Here is a 16831-nt window from a genome sequence, read left to right on the forward strand (position 1 = left end):
GATCATTCCTTGCCAGAGGCGTTGTAACCCGGTGCCAAGATCAAGTTGGCCACGCCGTAGAGCGCCTGGCGATTGCGCAGCCATAGGTGGTGCTCGCCGCCCTTGAGGCTATGGTCTTCAGTGCAGTCCACATTCCAGTGGCGTAACAAATAGCCCGCCATTGCCGCACGCACACGCACGTTGATCACGCCGCCCTCCATGCCGTACTCGGCTTCGATGGTGTCGGGGTGCTGCACGTTGGCTGGGTGCGGTACGAGTTCAAGCTCGGTGATGCGGGCCCACTGAATGTCTTGCTCGGATTTCTCATGTGAAGCCACAGGGCCGGGAAGGATGCGAGCATCCTCAAGTCGCCCCAGCACGAAATCGCGAAACTCGCCGCTGCGCCGGTCAAAACCACGTACATGCCAGCGCAGGCCGTTGTCGGCCAGGGAGAATGGCACGATTTCACGTGTCGTCCGCCCGCTGGACAGCGCTCGGTAGGAAATTTCGACAGCGCTACCTTGATGAATGGCGCGGGTCAGAACCGAAAGCAACTCAAGATTGATTCTTCCAGGCAGGTTGGCGCCTTCCCATGACACGACGCCCTTCCATTGAAGGGGCTCCCCATCTCCATAGCTTTCGGATAGCCAGGTCAGCACCCGCCCTGCGGGAAAGTCGAACAACGGCCGGAACCATGTGCCACGGACATAGACCTTGCTTCGCGTGTCGTACTCCAAGTTGCCAGCAGCAAGCTCTTTGTACTGTGCAAGATCCCTGGTTGCAGCCGCCATCTGGATGCCGAACCGCGCCGTCAAGTCCTGCCGCCGAATCTCACCTACGAATCGCAGCCGCAGATCGACGAACGCGAGACGGTCGCGTTGCGCTTGGGTGAGTGACAGGAGAGATTCGCTGGACATGTACGGGCCGACGCGCAAATAGATGGACGACGCGCAATTATCATCCCTATCGAGCCACACTGCAATCAAAATGAATCTTTCAATAGAACCATTTTGATGACCATTTAGCAGCTAAAGCCGTGCCGCGTCAGATGGGCAGCAAAAGGGGCACAAGGGAACGGCACTCAAGGGACAACGGCCCTATCCAGAAAAGGAAAAGGCCGCCCTATCCATTCGTTCTGCAACACCTAGCCAACTCTTCCCTACGCCGTGCCGCTGCCCTCCGCAGCACTCAGGTAGTCCGCCCAGTCCTGCAACAGCGACCTTCTCTGATCCAGCAGCAGCGCCTTGTTGTACGTCGCCCGCACCTTGTTGCTTTCCACGTGAGCAAGCTGCCGCTCAATTGCATCAGGCCGGTATCCGTTCTCATTGGCCCAGGTCGAAAAGATCGTCCGCCAGCAATGCGGCGTCGTGCCCCATCCCAGGTTCATGTCACGCATGGCGTAGGTGAGTCGGTTGGGCGTAGTGAAGCCCTTGCCGCTCCGGTGTGGGAACAGATAGCGTCCACCACCCGTGATGCACTGCAAATCCTTCAGCACGGCAATGGCCCGTGCAGACAACGAGCTGACATGGTCGCGCCGCGCTTTCATCTTCGCCGCAGGCCGACGCCACAGTGCATCCTCAAAGTCGAACTCATCCCACTCGGCATCCGCCGCTTCCTCTGGACGGCAGGCGGTCAGCGCAATCAACCGCAGACACAAAGAAGGTTTCCGGATAGCCCCGGTAGCCGCGCAACTCCTGATAGAACCTCTGGATTTGCTCTCGCGTCATCGCCGCCTTGCGCTCGCTGAACGGCACGCGCAGCAGCCCGCGCAGGCTGGGGATCGGATTGGCCTCGACCAGACCACGCACCACCGCGAACTCGAAGATGGCCGAAAGATCGCCTTTGACATGAATGGCCGCCCACGCGCCGTGGGCCTTGCATTCCTCCAGCAGCGGGCGAATCTGCTTCACTCCAATGTCGCTCATCGGCATCCCATCGAACTTGGGCGACAGGTACTTCCTGATGCGGGACTCTTTCGTGCGATAGGAACTGAGTGCGAAGACTGGCTTGATCTCGGCCAGGTACGCTTTTGCCACCTTGGCGAACTAGCTTTCACGGACGCGCTTGCGTTCCTCCAGCGCTTCGAGGTTGCGCTGCTTGACCTGCTGCCGCTCATGGGCGGGATGGATGCCTTGCTTGACCAAGGCACGCGCTTTCTCGCGGGCCGCGCGCGCCTCCGCAAGGCTTACTTGAGGAAAGCCGCCGATGGCAAAGAGGTTCTCCTTGCCTTGCAGGCGGCACTTCCACCGCCAGAGCTTGCCGCCAGTAGGCTTGATCAGCAGGAACAAGCCCCGCCGTCTGAAAGTTTCCAGTCTCGATCAGTCGATTTGGCCGACCTGACCTTGAGGTCGGTGAGTAGATTCTCGGGCATCGTTGGACTCCAACGCGTGGAAAAGTACCCCCACGGTTGAACACGAGTACCCCCACCGCTACCCCAGAATTTTCTGGACCTCGATGAACAATAGGAACGCTCGACAGACCGTATTGTTTCTACAACCCATTGATTTAAAACGGGTCAGTCTGTCTACCAAGCGCTACTGAGCGCCACCGAGATCCAGCAAAAATCGTCAGACGTTGAACAGGAAGTTCATCACGTCCCCATCCTTGACCACGTATTCCTTGCCTTCGGCGCGCATCTTGCCGGCTTCCTTGGCGCCCTGCTCGCCCTTGCAGGCGATGAAGTCTTCGTAGGCGATGGTCTGGGCGCGGATGAAGCCGCGTTCGAAGTCGGTGTGGATGACGCCGGCGGCCTGCGGCGCGGTGGCGCCGATGGGGATGGTCCAGGCGCGCACTTCCTTCACGCCGGCGGTGAAGTAGGTCTGCAGGCCGAGCAGGGTGAAGGCGCCGCGGATCAGGCGGTTCAGGCCGGGTTCTTCCATGCCCATGTCCGACAGGAAGGCCTGGCGGTCTTCTTCGGGCAGGTCGACGATTTCGGATTCGATGGCCGCGCAGATGGCGACCATGGGCGCGTTGCGCGACTTGGCGAATTCGGCCAGGCGCTCGAGCAGCGGGTTGTCGGTGAAGCCGTCGTCGCTGACGTTGCCCACGTACATGGCGGGCTTGGCGGTGATGAAGCACAGCTGCGCGATCAGGGCCTGCTCTTCGTCGCTGAGGTCCAGGCCGCGCACCGGCTTGGCCTGGTTGAGCTGGGCGATGCATTTCTCCAGCACGGTCACCAGGCGCTGCGCGTCCTTGTCGCCGGAACGGGCGGTCTTGGAGTGGCGGTGCAGCGCTTTCTCGGCGGTCTGCAGGTCGGCCAGCGCCAGTTCGGTCTCGATGACTTCGATGTCGGCAATGGGGTCGACCTTGCCGGCGACGTGGACCACGTTGGGGTCTTCGAAGCAGCGCACCACGTTGACGATGGCGTTGGTTTCGCGGATGTGCGAGAGGAACTGGTTGCCCAGGCCCTCGCCCTGGCTGGCGCCGGCCACCAGGCCGGCGATGTCGACGAATTCGACGGTGGCCGGCAGGATGCGCTCGGGCTTGACGATCTCGGCCAGCTTGTCCAGGCGCGGGTCGGGCACTTCCACCACGCCCACGTTGGGCTCGATGGTGCAGAACGGATAGTTCTCGGCGGCGATGCCGGCGCGGGTCAGGGCGTTGAAGAGCGTCGATTTGCCGACATTGGGCAGGCCGACGATGCCGCATTGCAGAGCCATGGAATTCCTGTCTAAGTATGTGTAATCAAAGCGTTAACGGTGCAGTTTACCGCCTGTGGCGGCGCCCTGCCTTCAGGCGCCGGCCGGCATCAGTGTCATCAGCAGCCAGATCATCAGTACCGGGCCGCCGTTGAACAGCGCGTGCAGCGCGATCGCCGCGCCGATGCCGCGCCGCACCCGCATCCATCCCAGCACCAGGCCGGTGGCCCATTGGGGCAGCACCAGCAGCGGCAGCAGCCATACGGGGGTCTGGCTGAGCGAGAAGTTGTTCAGGTGGACCGCGGCGAAGGTGAGCGCCACCAGATGGAACACCAGCCCGAAACGGTAGCTGTAGTAGCGGCGCCAGCTGGTGTCCCAGCCGGCCAGCGAGGCGCGTCCTCGGCGCAGCGACAGCCACGCCAGCCAGACCGCCACGGCGACGAGCGCCAGCGTCCAGCCCTGCGCGCCCCACAGGATGGCCGGCAGCACCATGGGGCAGAACCACAGCGCCTGCGCGGGCCGGCGCAGGCCGTAGCGAAACAGCAGTTCCTCGACCAGGGGCGCCCACAGTATGGCGGTCAGCCAGGGGATGTTGGCCGGATCCAGCCGGTGCATGGCGCCGCCGGCGCCGGCCACGGTGACGGCGATGGGGCCGAGCGCGAACAGGTTCAGGGCCCACAGCACCGCGGCCCAGGCCAGCAGGCGCGCGGCGCCGACGCCGGGCCGCCAGTCGCTGGCCCAGCCGCTGTCGGCGCGCCGCCCGGGCAGGCGGCCGCTCAGGGTGGGCCGGCGCAGGAAGCGCCAGCAATCGGCCAGGTCCTGGCGAAACGTCGTGGCGCGCGCCGCGCCCTGCCGCGCCGTGGTCACGTCGCTCAAGCCCCGTTGGCGCCGTGCAGCTCGCGCGTGGCCAGCGCGAAATCGCCGGCCAGCATCGCCGGCACGACGGCGCGGCAACGGTCGATGACCGTATCGATCTGCTGCTGTTCTTCGCGGCGCGGCGGGTGCAGGACGAAGTCGGCGACTTGCTGCGCCAGGCCGAGGCTGCGGGGATGGCCGATGCCGATGCGCAGGCGCCAGAAATTGGGGCTGCCCAGCGCGGCCTGGATGTCTTTCAGGCCATTGTGGCCGGCGTGGCCGCCGCCCTGCTTGATCTTGACCTGCCCCGGCAGCAGGTCGAGTTCGTCATGCAGCACCAGCACCTGTTCGGGCGCCAGTTTGTAGAAGCGCGCCACCGCGCCGACGGACTGGCCGGAACGGTTCATGTAGGTGATGGGCTTGAGCAGCACGACGTTCTCGCCCGCGTGGCGCGCCTTGGCGAGCATGCCGAAGAACCCTTTCTCCAGCGCAAACGCGGTGCGCAGGTCGTCGGCCAGGTGGTCGGCGAGCCAGAAACCGGCGTTGTGGCGGGTCGTTTCGTAGTCGGGGCCGGGGTTGCCCAGCCCGACGATCAGGCGAATGGGATCTGACATGGTGGCGTATGCATCGGGACGCGTATTTGTAAAGTACAAAACCCTGCGCATGCAAATCGCATGCGCAGGGTTTCGGGAACGTCGGGCACGAGCCCGCGGCGGACGGTCGCCGCCGCGCCCTGGCGCACTCAGGCGGCAGGTTGCTCGGCGGCAGCGTCGCCTTCGTCAGCGGCACCGCCACCCTTGACCACCGCGGCGGCGATCAGGGGGTTGGTGTCGCCGCCGTGGGCGTTGAACGTCACGCCCTTGGGCAGCTTGATGTCGGCCAGGTGGATCGAACCGCCACCCAGCAGGTCGCCCAGGTTGACTTCGATGAACTGGGGCAGCAGCGCCGGCAGGCAGGTGATGTCCAGTTCGGTCAGCACGTGCGAGATGATCGCGCCGCTCAGCTTGACGGCCGGCGACACTTCGGCGTTGATGAAGTGCAGGGGCACCTTGGTGTGCAGGGCCTGGTTGGCATCGACGCGCTGGAAGTCGACGTGCATGACTTGCGGCTTGTAGGCGTGCCATTGAACCGAACGCAGCAGCACTTCTTCGGTCTTGCCGCCCTCGATGACCATGTTCAGGATCGACGCGTGGAATTCTTCCTTGCGCAGGGCATGGTAGATCTCGTTGTGATCCAGCTCGATGTTCAGGGGGGCAGCGGTACCGCCGTAAACGATGGCAGGCACGCGGCCCGCGCGGCGCAGGCGGCGGCTCGCACTCGAACCCTGGACGCTACGCGCAGTGGCGTTGAATTTCATGGAAAACTCCAAACAATCTGGCGAATGGATCGCCGGTTAAGACACGCGGCGCGACATGCGCTGCGTGGTTTTTGCGCGCCGCCGCGACCAGCGGCGCACAAATTCGGGAATACGGGCGCCGATCAGTCGGCAAACAGCGAGCTGACCGACTCGGCGTTGGAAATGCGCAGAATGGTCTCGCCCAGCAGCGCGGCGCACGACAGCTGGCGGATCTTGCCGCAGGCCTGGCCTTGCTCGGACAGCGGGATGGTGTCGGTGACGACCAGCTCGTCCAGCGAGGAAGTCTCGATGCGCTCGATGGCGCCGCCCGACAGCACCGGGTGCGTGCAATACGCGTAGACGGCGCCGGCGCCGCGGTCTTTCAGGGCCTGGGCCGCCTTGCACAGCGTGCCGGCGGTGTCGACCATGTCGTCCATGATGATGCAGGTGCGGCCGTCGACTTCGCCGATGATGTTCATCACTTCCGACACGTTGGCGCGCGGACGGCGCTTGTCGATGATGGCCAGGTCGGCTTCCAGCTGCTTGGCCAGCGCGCGGGCGCGCACCACGCCGCCGATATCGGGCGACACCACCACCAGGTTCGAGAAATTGCGGCGCCAGATGTCGCCCAGCAGAATCGGACCGGCATAGATGTTGTCGACCGGGATGTCGAAGAACCCCTGGATCTGGTCGGCGTGCAGGTCCATGGTCAGCACGCGGTCGACGCCGGCGACCTGCAGCATGTTGGCCACGACCTTGGCCGAGATCGCCACGCGCGCCGAGCGCGGCCGGCGATCCTGGCGGGCATAGCCGAAATACGGGATGGCGGCGGTGATGCGGCCGGCCGAGGCGCGGCGCAGGGCATCGACCATCACCATGATTTCCATCAGGTTGTCGTTCGTGGGCGCACAGGTGGGCTGCAGCACGAAGACGTCCTTGCCGCGCACGTTCTCGTTGATCTCGACCATCACCTCGCCATCGGAGAAACGACCGACGGTCATTTTTCCCAGCGACATGTCGAGGTGGTTGACTACGTCCACGGCCAGCCGCGTGTTGGCGGTGCCCGTGAAAATCATGAAGCTGTCGTTTGCCATGATGTTGATGCAGTGGTCGGTTTCAGGTCACGTACGCAGGTGCGCGCTGAAAATCTCGTAAAACAAAAAAGCTGCTGAACTGGAGCCAGTGTCTGACGGGCGCGTTCAACAGCTTTTTTATGTATTGGTTTGGCTGGGGAGGAAGGATTCGAACCTTCGCATGCCGGAATCAAAATCCGGTGCCTTAACCAGCTTGGCGACTCCCCAACTAGCTTGCAATCCAGTTCCGCAACGGATGTTCAGTCAATCCAGTACTAGCCTGTACCAACCGGAACCCGGGATGCGTGTGGCTGGTTGTTTTTCCAGCGACGCGCATTGTAGCGGTTATTTCCTCTTGTGCCAAAACGGCTTCCGGCAGGGTGGGAAATTCGGCGAAAAGACACGCCCCAGATCCCGACATCCGAACACGCAAACCGTGCTCGAAAAGCCAGCGAACAGCCCCTGAAACCTCAGGATACCGCCGCAACACCACCGGCTCCAGATCATTCCTGCCAAAGCAGGAAGTTGGCAAAGCAAGAAAGTCCGCTATTGTGACCGAAGCGCAATCCCTTGTCAAATCGGGGTCGGAAAAAATGGCGGCAGTGGGCACGCCGGCGTCGGGCTGCACCACCAGATAGGCCGCCGGCGGCAGCGCCACGGCCGTCAGGTCTTCGCCCACGCCTTGCGCGAAGGCCGACTGGCCGAAGACGAAGACCGGGACGTCGGCGCCCAGCGGCAGCGCCAGTTGCATCAGCTGGCTGCGCGACAGGCCGGTGCCCCAGAGCCGGTTCAGGGCGATCAGGGTGGTGGCGGCGTCGCTCGATCCGCCGCCCAGGCCGCCGCCCTGCGGGATGCGCTTGTGCAGGCCGATCTGCGCGCCCTGGCGGGTGCCGGTGGCGCGCTGCAGGCTGCGCGCGGCGCGCACGACCAGGTCGTCGGACTCGGCCACGCCGGGCAGTTCGTATGCGCGGCCGATGGCACCGTCGGCGCGCGCTTCGAAATGCAGGGTGTCGGCCAGGTCGATGAAGCGGAACGCGGTCTGCAGCAGATGGTAGCCGTCGGCGCGGCGGCCCACCACGTGCAGAAACAGGTTCAACTTGGCGGGTGCGGGTACGTCGTAGAGCGTCACGGCGGAAGCGAGGGGCTGGGGATGCCCCTATTCTAGACCGCCGCCCGCCTAGGGCTGGGTAATCACCAGCCGCACCAGGATGCGGCGGCCGGGCTCCTGGCGCTGCAGCACCAGCAGTTGCGGGCCTTGCGCGTCGTAGCGGCTCAGGCGCGCGTTCCAGCCGTCCTGCTCGAAGGCCGTGGGGCGGCCTTGCGCGTCGCGCTCCAGGCCATCCGGGGCCGCGCCGGCCATCAGGCGGCCGCGCAGCCAGTCGCGCAGCCCCGTCACCGGCACCGGGCTGCCCAGGGCGTCCTCGGCCAGCGCATCGGGATGCTCGGCCGCCAGGCGCTCGCCATTGGCGCGTGTCAGGACGGCCATGCCGGGGCGCCCTTCGACGCGCGCCTCGGTCGAGCCCAGCGGATTGGTCAGGTCCAGCAGATAGCTGCCGCCATCGTCGCGCCACGCGAAACCGCCCTGCACGGCCTGCTGCTTGCCGTCGGACTCCGTGACGGTGATGGCGAACCGGCCCACCCGCGAGAACACGTCCTCGCCCGCGCCGGCCATGGGCTTGGGCACGCTGACGCAGCCAGCCAGCACGGCCAGCAGCAGGCACAGCGTGAATGCGTGCAGCCAGCGGACGGGCGAGCGCGGCGCCGGGCAGGCGCTCACGGGCGCACCTCCAGGCGGCGCATCGTGTCGAGCAGGGCGCGGTTCTTGGGATCCTTGGCGTAGGCGGTGCGCAGCAGTTCGGTGGCGCTGTCGCGCTCGCCCTGCACCCACAGCACTTCGGCCAGGTGGGCGGCGATGTCGGCCTCGGGGCGCAGCGCATAGGCGCGCTTGAGGTACTCGATCGCGGCGGAAGGCTCGCCCATGCGGAATTTGACCCAGCCCATGCTGTCGAGGATGAAGGGATCCTCGGGCGACAGCTCGAGCGCCTGGGTGATGAGGTCCAGCGCCTCGGGCAGCCGCTGGTTGCGGTCGGCCAGCGTGTAGCCCAGCGCGTTGTAGGCATGGGCATGGTCGGGGTCGAGCGCGATGACTTCGCGCAGCAGGCGCTCGAGCTGGTCGATGCGCCCCTGGCGCTCGTACAGCATGGCCAGTTCGTACTTGATCTCGACCGTGTCGGGCATGGCCTTGTCGGCCGCCACCAGGATAGCCACCGCGCGATCGACCTGGTCGGCGTCGCGCAGGATCTGCGCCTTGGTCAGTACGCCCAGCGTGCGCTCTTCGTCGTCCTGCGGATCGGCCCGGTCCACCATGGCCAGCGCGTCGTCGATGCGCCCCTGGCGGGCCCGCAGCGTGGCCTGGCGCATGTGCGCCGAATAGCGCATGGCCGGGTCGTCGATGCGGCCCAGCTCGCGGATGGCTTCGTCGTAGCGGCCCTGGTCTTCGGCGATGCGCGACAGCAGCACGTGGGCGTCGGCCGCGGCGGCGCCGGCGTCGGTGGCGCCCGGCGCGGTGGCCATCTGGCGCTGGTTCTGCACGTCGAGGTATTGCTGCAGGTAGCCGCGCGCCTGGTCCAGGCGTCCCGCCTTGTAGGCCAGCTGGGCCTGCATGAACATCAGGTCGAAATCCTCGGGCGAGCGCCGCGCCATCGCCTGCAGCTCGGCCAGCGCGCCGTCGTAGTCGCCGCCGTCGGCGATCTGGCCGGCCAGCATCAGGCGCAGCTTGCGCGCGTCCGGATTGCGGTTGATGAAGGCGCGCGCCTGGTGCTGCGCGCGCGTGGCGTCGACCTTGGCGCCGTATTCGAGCACGCGCTGCGCGGCGGCCTCGGACTTGGGGTCGGCGGCCAGCGCGGCGTAGGCTTCGTTGGCGGCGCGCGGGTAGTCGCCGGCGGCCTGCGCCACGTCGGCCAAGGCCAGGTGGGCGGCGGGCAGCTTGCGGGCGCTGTCGCTGAGCGATTCGTCCAGGATGCGCAGCGCCAGGCGGCGGTCGTTCAGGCGGCTGAGCACGCCCATGGCCTGCACGATGGCCGCCGGCTTGTCGCGCGCCGTGTCGATGCGCTTGCGCAGCGCCGTCGCCAGCCCCGAGGTCTCGCCGTTGGCGGCGGCCAGCGCCAGCTCGGTGGAGCTGGCCTCGATATCGTTGGGCGCCAGGCTGGACCAGGCGCGCGCCGCATCCAGGGCGCCCGGCAGGTTGCCCCCGGCAAGCTGGAACTCCAGCCCGCGGCGGGCCAGGCGCGGATCGCCCGTCTCGCGCGCCAGCGTCACCAGCGTGGCGGCGGCGGTGCCGTACATGCCGCGCTGTGCGGCCAGTTCGGCGCCGACGATGCGATAGAAGATGTCGGCGGTAAGCGAAACATAGGGCAGTTGCCCCGGCCGCAGGCGGATGACTTCGGTCTCGGGCTGCTTGCTCGGCTGGATCAGGCGCGGGCCGGTGGCATCGCGCGGACGCACCTCGGCGGCCTGCGCAGGTAGGGACTGCAAGCCCGCCAACGCCAGCGCCAGCGCGGCTACTCCGAAATTAATGTGTTTGAGCGACAACTTCACGCGGCCCGTCCGGTTGATGGCACAATCTTCGTACACGCAATTGATGATCTTACACTGGCTCATGCCGGAACTGCCTGAAGTCGAGACCACCCGACGGGGAATCGACACCGTCATAACGGGCCGGACGCTACGCCGCCTGGTCGTGCGCGAAGCGCGCATGCGCTGGCCCATTCCACCCGCCCTGCCCGATCTGCTGGCCGGCCGCACCGTGCTCGAATGCGGGCGGCGCGGCAAATACCTGCTGCTGCGCTTCGACCATGGCGTGCAGATCGTGCATCTGGGCATGTCCGGATCGCTGCGCCGGGTGCCCGAGCAGGAGGCGCCGCGCAAGCACGACCACGTCGACTGGGTATTCGACCACGCCGTCCTGCGGCTGCACGATCCGCGCCGCTTCGGCGCGGTGCTGTGGCACCCCGACGAGGCCGGCCCGATCGCCGCCCACCCGCTGCTGGCCCGCCTGGGCATCGAACCGTTCGACCCGCGCTTTGACGGGCGCTGGCTGCACGCCTACTTCCGCGGACGCCGGGTCGCCATCAAGCAGGCCCTGCTGGCCGGCGACGCCGTGGTGGGCGTGGGCAACATCTACGCATCGGAAAGCCTGTTTCGCGCCGGCATCGATCCGCGCACGGCCGCCCAGCGCGTCTCGGCGGCGCGCTGCGACCGGCTGGCGGCCGCCATCCGCGCCACCCTGTCGGACGCGCTGGATTCCGGCGGCAGCACGCTGCGCGACTACGTCGGCGCCAGCGGCGAGCCGGGCGCGTATTTCGCCATCCACGCCGCCGTCTACGAGCGCGCCGGCCTGCCCTGCCGCGTGTGCGGCACGCCGATCCGCCGCCTGGTGCAGGGCCAGCGCGCCACGTATTTCTGTCCGAGCTGCCAGAAACGCTAGGGAATTCGTCTATAGCAAACGTATTGCACAAAAACAAACGCCGCGCTATATTTCCTTCCACGCATTCGTATAAGTGGAAGGAGCCCACCGTGAGCAAACAATTCGCCTCGCATGCCGACCTGGAAGACAAGGTCGTTTCGTTCGAAAAACTCTCCGACAACGCCTACGCCTATACGGCCGAAGGCGACCCCAACACCGGCATCATCGTCGGCGACGACGCGGTCATGGTGGTCGATACCCAGGCCACGCCCGTCATGGCCCAGGACGTGATCCGCCGCGTGCGCGAAGTCACCGACAAGCCCATCAAGTACATCCTGCTGTCCCACTACCACGCCGTGCGCGTGTTCGGCGCCTCGGCCTACGGCGCCCAGGAAATCCTGGCCAGCCGCGACACCTACGACCTGATCGCCGAGCGCGGCGAACAGGACAAGGCCAGCGAGATCGGCCGCTTCCCGCGCCTGTTCCGCAACGTCGAATCGATCCCGCCCGGCCTGGTGTGGCCCACCATGACGTTCAAGGGCGAAATGACGGTCGACCTGGGCAACCTGGAAGTCAAGCTGCTGCAGGTCGGCCGCGGCCATACCAAGGGCGACACCATCGCCTGGCTGCCCGAGCAGAAGATCCTGTTCGCCGGCGACCTGGTCGAGTACCAATCCACCCCGTACTGCGGCGACTGCTATTTCCGCGAATGGCCGGCCACGCTGGACGCGCTGGCGGGCTTCGAGGCCGAGAAAATGGTCCCGGGCCGCGGCCCGGCGCTCAAGAGCGCCACCGAAGTGCGCCAGGGCCTGGCCGGCACGCGCGCCTTCCTGACCGACCTGTACGCCGCCGTCAACCGCGGCGTGGCCGATGGCAAGGACCTCAAGACGATTTACCGCGAGGTCTACGATTTCATGAAGCCGCGCTACAGCCAGTGGGTGATCTTCGACCACTGCATGCCGTTCAACGTCTCGCGCGCCTACGACGAGGCGACCGGCCACTACGATCCGCGCATCTGGACCGACAAGCGCGACATCGAGATGTGGCAGCAGCTCGAAGGCTGACCGCCGCGCCGCATCGATGGGCCCGGCCGGCGGCCTTTGCGCCGGCCGCGCGCCCTGCATGAACAAAAGACCAAGACATACCCGCCACGCAGGAGACAGTCGTGGGAGACATCGACTACCAGGCGATCGAGTTCGCCTATACGAAATGCGCCGACCAGCAGCGCGACACGCCGGCCCGGCACTGTGTGATCGTGGTGGGCGCGGGCCCGGTGGGCCTGACCACGGCGCTGGACCTGGCGCGGCAAGGCCTGCGGGTCGTGGTGCTGGATGACGACTACCGCCTGTCGACCGGCTCGCGCGCCATCTGCTTCGCCAAGCGCACGCTGGAGATCTGGGACCGCCTGGGCGTGGGCCAGCGCATGGTCGACAAGGGCGTATCGTGGAACGTCGGCAAGGTGTTCTTCCGCGACCAGGAAGTCTGGCGCTTCGACCTGCTGCCCGAGCCCGGGCACCGGCGCCCGGCCTTCATCAACCTGCAGCAGTATTACGCCGAGGGCTACCTGCACGAACTGGCCAGCGCCCAGCCGGGCATCGAGCTGCGCTGGAAAAGCAAGGTGGTGGGCGTGGCGCAGCAGGCCGATGGCGTGCAGGTCACGGTCGACACGCCCGACGGCGCCTACGCCCTGCATGCCGACTGGCTGGTCGCCTGCGACGGCGCGCGCTCGCCGGTGCGCAAGCTGCTGGACCTGGAAACCCATGGCCGGGTATTCAAGGACCGCTTCCTGATCGCCGACGTGAAGATGGCGGCCGATTATCCCGCCGAGCGCTGGTTCTGGTTCGACCCGCCCTTCCACCCCAATCAGTCGGTCCTGCTGCACATGCAGCCCGACAATGTCTGGCGCATCGATTTCCAGCTGGGCTGGAACGCCGACCCTGTCGAGGCCGTCAAGCCCGAGAACGTGCTGCCGCGCATCCGCGCCCTGCTGGGCCCGGACGCCGACTTCGAACTGGAGTGGGTGAGCGTCTACACCTTCGCCTGCGAGCGCATGGACCATTTCCGCCATGGGCGCGTGGTGTTCGCCGGCGATTCGGCCCACCGCGTCTCGCCGTTCGGCGCGCGCGGCGCCAATAGCGGCGTGCAGGACGCCGAGAACCTGGCCTGGAAGCTGAAGCTGGTGCTGGCGGGCCACGCCCCCGAATCGCTGATCGACAGCTACGCCGCCGAGCGCGAATACGCCGCCGACGAGAACATCCTGAACTCATCGCGCTCGACCGACTTCATCACGCCCAAGAGCGAAGTCAGCCGCACCTTCCGCAACGCCGTGCTCAACCTGGCGCGCCAGCATCCGTTCGCGCGCACGCTGGTCAACAGCGGCCGCCTGTCGGTGCCGGCCGCCTACGCCGACTCGCCGCTGAACACGCCCGACAGCGACCCCTACGCCGGCACGATGCGGCCGGGCGCCGTGGCGCTGGACGCGCCCGTACGGGCGGACGCGCAGCCCGGCTGGTGGCTGTCCCAGCTCGATGGCGGGTTCGCGCTGGCGCTGTTCTGCGGCGCCGAGACGCCGCGGGCCGATATGCTGGACGCGCTGCGGGCGCTGCAGCAGGACGAGGTGCCCGTGCAGCCCATCCTGGTCTGCGACGCCGGCGCCGCGCCGGCCGCCGCGCCCGCAGGGGTGCGCGTGGTCGAGGACAGCGAAGGCTGGCTGGCCCGCCGCTACGACGCCCGGCCCGGCACCTGCTACCTGATCCGCCCCGACCAACACATTGCGGCGCGCTTTCGCGCCTTCGACGCCCAGGCCGTCCGGCGGGCGCTGGCGCGCGCCATCGGCCGCGCGTAAAGGAGCCCATCATGCCCCTGATCACCACGCCCAACCTGGCGGGCCCCGACAATTTCTACGAAGCGCTGATAGACACGCACCGCGACCTCAGCGACGAACAGAGCCGCGAGCTGAACGCCGCGCTGATCCTGCTGCTGGCCAACCATATCGGCGACATGGCGGTGCTGCGCGCAGCCCTGGAGCACGCGCGCCAGTCCGTCGTCGCCCCGCCGGCGCCCTGAGCCGGCCGTTCAGGGCGCGTCGGCGAACGCCTGCACGATCAGCGCACGCAACCACTGGCTGCCGCTGTCGCGCTGGAAGCGCCGATGCCAGTACAGGTTGGTCTGCAGCGTGGGCATGCGCAGGGGCGGCGTCAGCAAGCCCAGGCCGAAATGCGGGGCGGCGCTGGCCGCCAGTTTCTGCGGCACCGTGGCCAGCAGATCGGTGGTGCTGACGATGTACGGCACCGCCGCGAAATGCGGCACGCTGAAGTGCTCGCCCAGCGTCACGCCGGCGCGCTCCAGCGACTGGTTCACCTGCCCGTAAGGGGTGGCGTGCGACACCACCAGATGATGCGCGGCCCGGAACGCCTTCAGGCTCATGCCCTCGTGCGCGCTGGGATGCCCCTGGCGATACAGCGTGGCGTAGCCCTGGCGAAACAGCATGCGCTGCATGACGGCGCCGCCCAGGTCGGCGAACGCGCCGATCGCCAGGTCGACCCGGCCGGCGTCCATCTCGCGCTGCAGGTCGGCGCCCTGCAGACGCAGCGAATCGATGCGCACGCCCGGCGCATGGCGCGCGCACTGGTCCATCAGGCGCGGCATGAAATGAATTTCCCCGACATCCGACATGGCGATGCGAAAGCGCCGTGTGCTGGCCTGCGGCTCGAAGTCCTGGGTGGCGTCCAGCGCATGCGACAGCAGCGCCAGCGCCTCGCCCACCGGCCCGCCCAGGCGCTCGGCATGCGGCGTGGGCTGCATGCCCTGCGCCGTGCGCACGAACAGATCGTCGCCGCAGGCCGCGCGCAGGCGCCGCAGCGCATTGCTGACCGCCGGCTGCGACAGGTCGAGCTGGCGCGCCACGGCGGAGATGCTGCGCTCCTGCAGCAGGCGCTGGAAGATCACCAGCAGGTTGAGATCGATGTTGCGCAGTTCCGCCATGGAGCACCATTATTCACGAAAGTTATAGCCACTATTTTTGCATTCCCGTAGCCATAGCGGGCAATTTTGCGCAGAATGGCTCGAACGCGCTTTTTCCACGGCCGCTTCCCGCGCGCCGCCCCCACGAAAAAAAGCCCGGACGGCCACCGCGCCGAACCAGGCTGCACCGCCAGGAGGCATCCATGTCCTTGCAATATCAGACCGGCTTCGGCAACGCCTGCGCCACCGAAGCCCTGCCCGGCGCCCTGCCCGCCGGCCGCAATTCGCCGCAGATCTGTCCCTACGGCCTGTACGCCGAGCAACTGTCCGGCACGGCCTTCACCGCCCCGCGCGCCGAGAATCGCCGCTCCTGGCTGTACCGCATCCGTCCGGGCGTGCAGCACCTGCCGTTCGCGCCGTTCGCCGGCGCGCAGCGCTGGCTGAGCGACTTCGGCCGCCAGCCGGTCACGCCCAACCAGTTGCGCTGGAGCCCGCTGCCGATGCCGGACGCGCCCACCGATTTCATCGACGGCATGCATACCTGGGGCGGCAACGGCGGCCCCGAGGAGCAAAGCGGCGTGGGCATCCACCTGTACGCAGCCAACCGCTCGATGCAGGGGCGCTTCTTCTACAACGCCGACGGCGAAATGCTGATCGTGCCGCAGCAGGGCCGCCTGCGCCTGGCCACCGAACTGGGCCTGATCGACATCGAACCCTATGAAATCGCCGTCGTCCCGCGCGGCGTGCGCCTGCGCGTCGAACTGCTCGACGACGTGGCGCGCGGCTACATGCTGGAGAACTTCGGCACGGCCATGCGCCTGCCGGAACTGGGCCCCATCGGCTCGAACTGCCTGGCCAACGCGCGCGACTTCCAGATCCCGGTGGCCTGGTACGAAGACGTCGAGGGCGATTTCGAGCTCATCGCCAAGTTCACCGGCGGCTTCTGGCGCGCGCCGATCGCCCATTCGCCGCTGAACGTGGTGGCCTGGCACGGCACGCACGCGCCCTACAAGTACGACCTGCGCAACTTCAACACGGTCGGCTCGATCAGCTACGACCACCCCGATCCGTCGATCTTCACCGTGCTGACTTCGCCCTCGGACACCCCGGGCACCGCGAACATGGATTTCGCCATCTTCCCGCCGCGCATCCTGGCGATGGAGAACACGTTCCGTCCGCCCTGGTTCCACCGCAATATCGCCAGCGAATTCATGGGCCTGATCCACGGCGTCTACGACGCCAAGGCCGAAGGCTTCGCGCCGGGCGGCGCCAGCCTGCACAACTGCATGAGCGGCCATGGCCCGGACGCCGACACCTTCGAGAAAGCCAGCCATGCCGATACCAGCCAGGCCCACTACATTCGCGATACCATGGCCTTCATGTTCGAGACGCGCCGCGTGATCCGCCCCACGGCGCAGGCCCTGACTTCGCCCCAGCGCCAGGATGACTACTATCAGTGCTGGCAGGGGTTGCAGAAGCACTTCGACCCCGAACAGGCCTGAGCCCGCGACGCCCCGGCGCC

At 66.9% G+C, this 16831-nt stretch carries 18 protein-coding genes and 1 tRNA gene; 5 read left to right on the plus strand and 14 right to left on the minus strand.

What is annotated here, in order from left to right; translation table 11 throughout:
• Positions 1-2: 2 nt before the first annotated feature.
• From EL288_RS19680 to EL288_RS19730, 13 genes are all read right to left on the minus strand, one after another.
• A complete protein-coding gene (locus EL288_RS19680) occupies positions 3-896 on the minus strand; it encodes a WYL domain-containing protein (RefSeq protein WP_033447746.1) in 894 nt (297 codons plus the stop codon).
• Between the two features lie 242 nt (positions 897-1138).
• Complete coding sequence (locus EL288_RS24475; RefSeq protein ID WP_172607917.1) at positions 1139-1624, minus strand: tyrosine-type recombinase/integrase; 486 nt, start codon at positions 1622-1624, stop codon at positions 1139-1141.
• Positions 1569-2015: a tyrosine-type recombinase/integrase gene (locus EL288_RS24480; protein WP_172607918.1), complete on the minus strand. Its 447-nt coding sequence runs from the start codon at positions 2013-2015 to the stop codon at positions 1569-1571. The genes EL288_RS24475 and EL288_RS24480 overlap by 56 nt, the downstream gene beginning before the upstream one ends.
• A 9-nt stretch (positions 2016-2024) precedes the next feature.
• Positions 2025-2267, minus strand: a complete 243-nt coding sequence (locus EL288_RS24485; RefSeq protein WP_232018707.1) for an Arm DNA-binding domain-containing protein — start codon at positions 2265-2267, stop codon at positions 2025-2027.
• 279 nt (positions 2268-2546) lie between these two features.
• Entirely contained in the window at positions 2547-3638 is a 1092-nt protein-coding gene (ychF, locus tag EL288_RS19690) for a redox-regulated ATPase YchF (RefSeq protein ID WP_003808511.1), read from the minus strand.
• Between the two features lie 72 nt (positions 3639-3710).
• Positions 3711-4493 carry a CPBP family glutamic-type intramembrane protease gene (locus EL288_RS19695; RefSeq protein ID WP_033449273.1) on the minus strand — a complete coding sequence of 261 codons (783 nt, stop codon included), beginning with the start codon at positions 4491-4493 and terminating at the stop codon, positions 3711-3713.
• Positions 4490-5086: an aminoacyl-tRNA hydrolase gene (pth, locus tag EL288_RS19700; RefSeq protein ID WP_033446931.1), complete on the minus strand. Its 597-nt coding sequence runs from the start codon at positions 5084-5086 to the stop codon at positions 4490-4492. Before pth ends, EL288_RS19695 begins: the two co-directional genes overlap by 4 nt.
• Before the next feature lie 128 nt (positions 5087-5214).
• On the minus strand, positions 5215-5829 hold the full coding sequence (locus tag EL288_RS19705) for a 50S ribosomal protein L25/general stress protein Ctc (protein ID WP_003808505.1): 615 nt from the start codon (positions 5827-5829) through the stop codon (positions 5215-5217).
• Positions 5830-5951: 122 nt separating this feature from the next.
• Complete coding sequence (locus EL288_RS19710; protein ID WP_033446928.1) at positions 5952-6902, minus strand: ribose-phosphate pyrophosphokinase; 951 nt, start codon at positions 6900-6902, stop codon at positions 5952-5954.
• A gap of 130 nt (positions 6903-7032) precedes the next feature.
• Positions 7033-7109, minus strand: a tRNA-Gln gene (locus tag EL288_RS19715).
• Between the two features lies 1 nt (position 7110).
• A complete protein-coding gene (ispE, locus tag EL288_RS19720) occupies positions 7111-8010 on the minus strand; it encodes a 4-(cytidine 5'-diphospho)-2-C-methyl-D-erythritol kinase (protein ID WP_003808500.1) in 900 nt (299 codons plus the stop codon).
• Between the two features lie 48 nt (positions 8011-8058).
• Positions 8059-8658 (minus strand): lipoprotein insertase outer membrane protein LolB, encoded by a 600-nt coding sequence (gene lolB / locus EL288_RS19725; RefSeq protein WP_015039049.1) that lies wholly within the window; start codon positions 8656-8658, stop codon positions 8059-8061.
• Entirely contained in the window at positions 8655-10541 is a 1887-nt protein-coding gene (locus EL288_RS19730; RefSeq protein WP_003808496.1) for a tetratricopeptide repeat protein, read from the minus strand. Before EL288_RS19730 ends, lolB begins: the two co-directional genes overlap by 4 nt.
• Between EL288_RS19730 and mutM the strand changes: the two genes are divergently transcribed.
• From mutM to EL288_RS19750, 4 genes are all read left to right on the plus strand, one after another.
• A complete protein-coding gene (gene mutM, locus EL288_RS19735) occupies positions 10540-11367 on the plus strand; it encodes a bifunctional DNA-formamidopyrimidine glycosylase/DNA-(apurinic or apyrimidinic site) lyase (RefSeq protein ID WP_010925978.1) in 828 nt (275 codons plus the stop codon). The two genes, EL288_RS19730 and mutM, sit on opposite strands and share 2 nt — an antisense overlap.
• An 89-nt stretch (positions 11368-11456) precedes the next feature.
• A complete protein-coding gene (locus EL288_RS19740; protein ID WP_010931313.1) occupies positions 11457-12410 on the plus strand; it encodes an MBL fold metallo-hydrolase in 954 nt (317 codons plus the stop codon).
• Positions 12411-12511: 101 nt separating this feature from the next.
• Positions 12512-14191, plus strand: coding sequence for an FAD-dependent oxidoreductase (locus tag EL288_RS19745; RefSeq protein ID WP_003808489.1), 1680 nt, complete (start codon positions 12512-12514; stop codon positions 14189-14191).
• An 11-nt stretch (positions 14192-14202) separates the two neighbouring features.
• Positions 14203-14412, plus strand: a complete 210-nt coding sequence (locus EL288_RS19750) for a DUF2783 domain-containing protein (RefSeq protein WP_003808487.1) — start codon at positions 14203-14205, stop codon at positions 14410-14412.
• Positions 14413-14421: 9 nt separating this feature from the next.
• Here the strand turns inward: EL288_RS19750 and EL288_RS19755 are convergent, their stop codons facing one another.
• Complete coding sequence (locus EL288_RS19755) at positions 14422-15330, minus strand: LysR family transcriptional regulator (RefSeq protein WP_003808483.1); 909 nt, start codon at positions 15328-15330, stop codon at positions 14422-14424.
• Positions 15331-15512: 182 nt separating this feature from the next.
• Between EL288_RS19755 and hmgA the strand changes: the two genes are divergently transcribed.
• Complete coding sequence (gene hmgA / locus EL288_RS19760; protein ID WP_126622017.1) at positions 15513-16811, plus strand: homogentisate 1,2-dioxygenase; 1299 nt, start codon at positions 15513-15515, stop codon at positions 16809-16811.
• Positions 16812-16831 lie beyond the last annotated feature (20 nt).

Source organism: Bordetella bronchiseptica (assembly GCF_900636925.1).
Classification (GTDB): Bacteria; Pseudomonadota; Gammaproteobacteria; order Burkholderiales; family Burkholderiaceae_B; genus Bordetella; species Bordetella pertussis.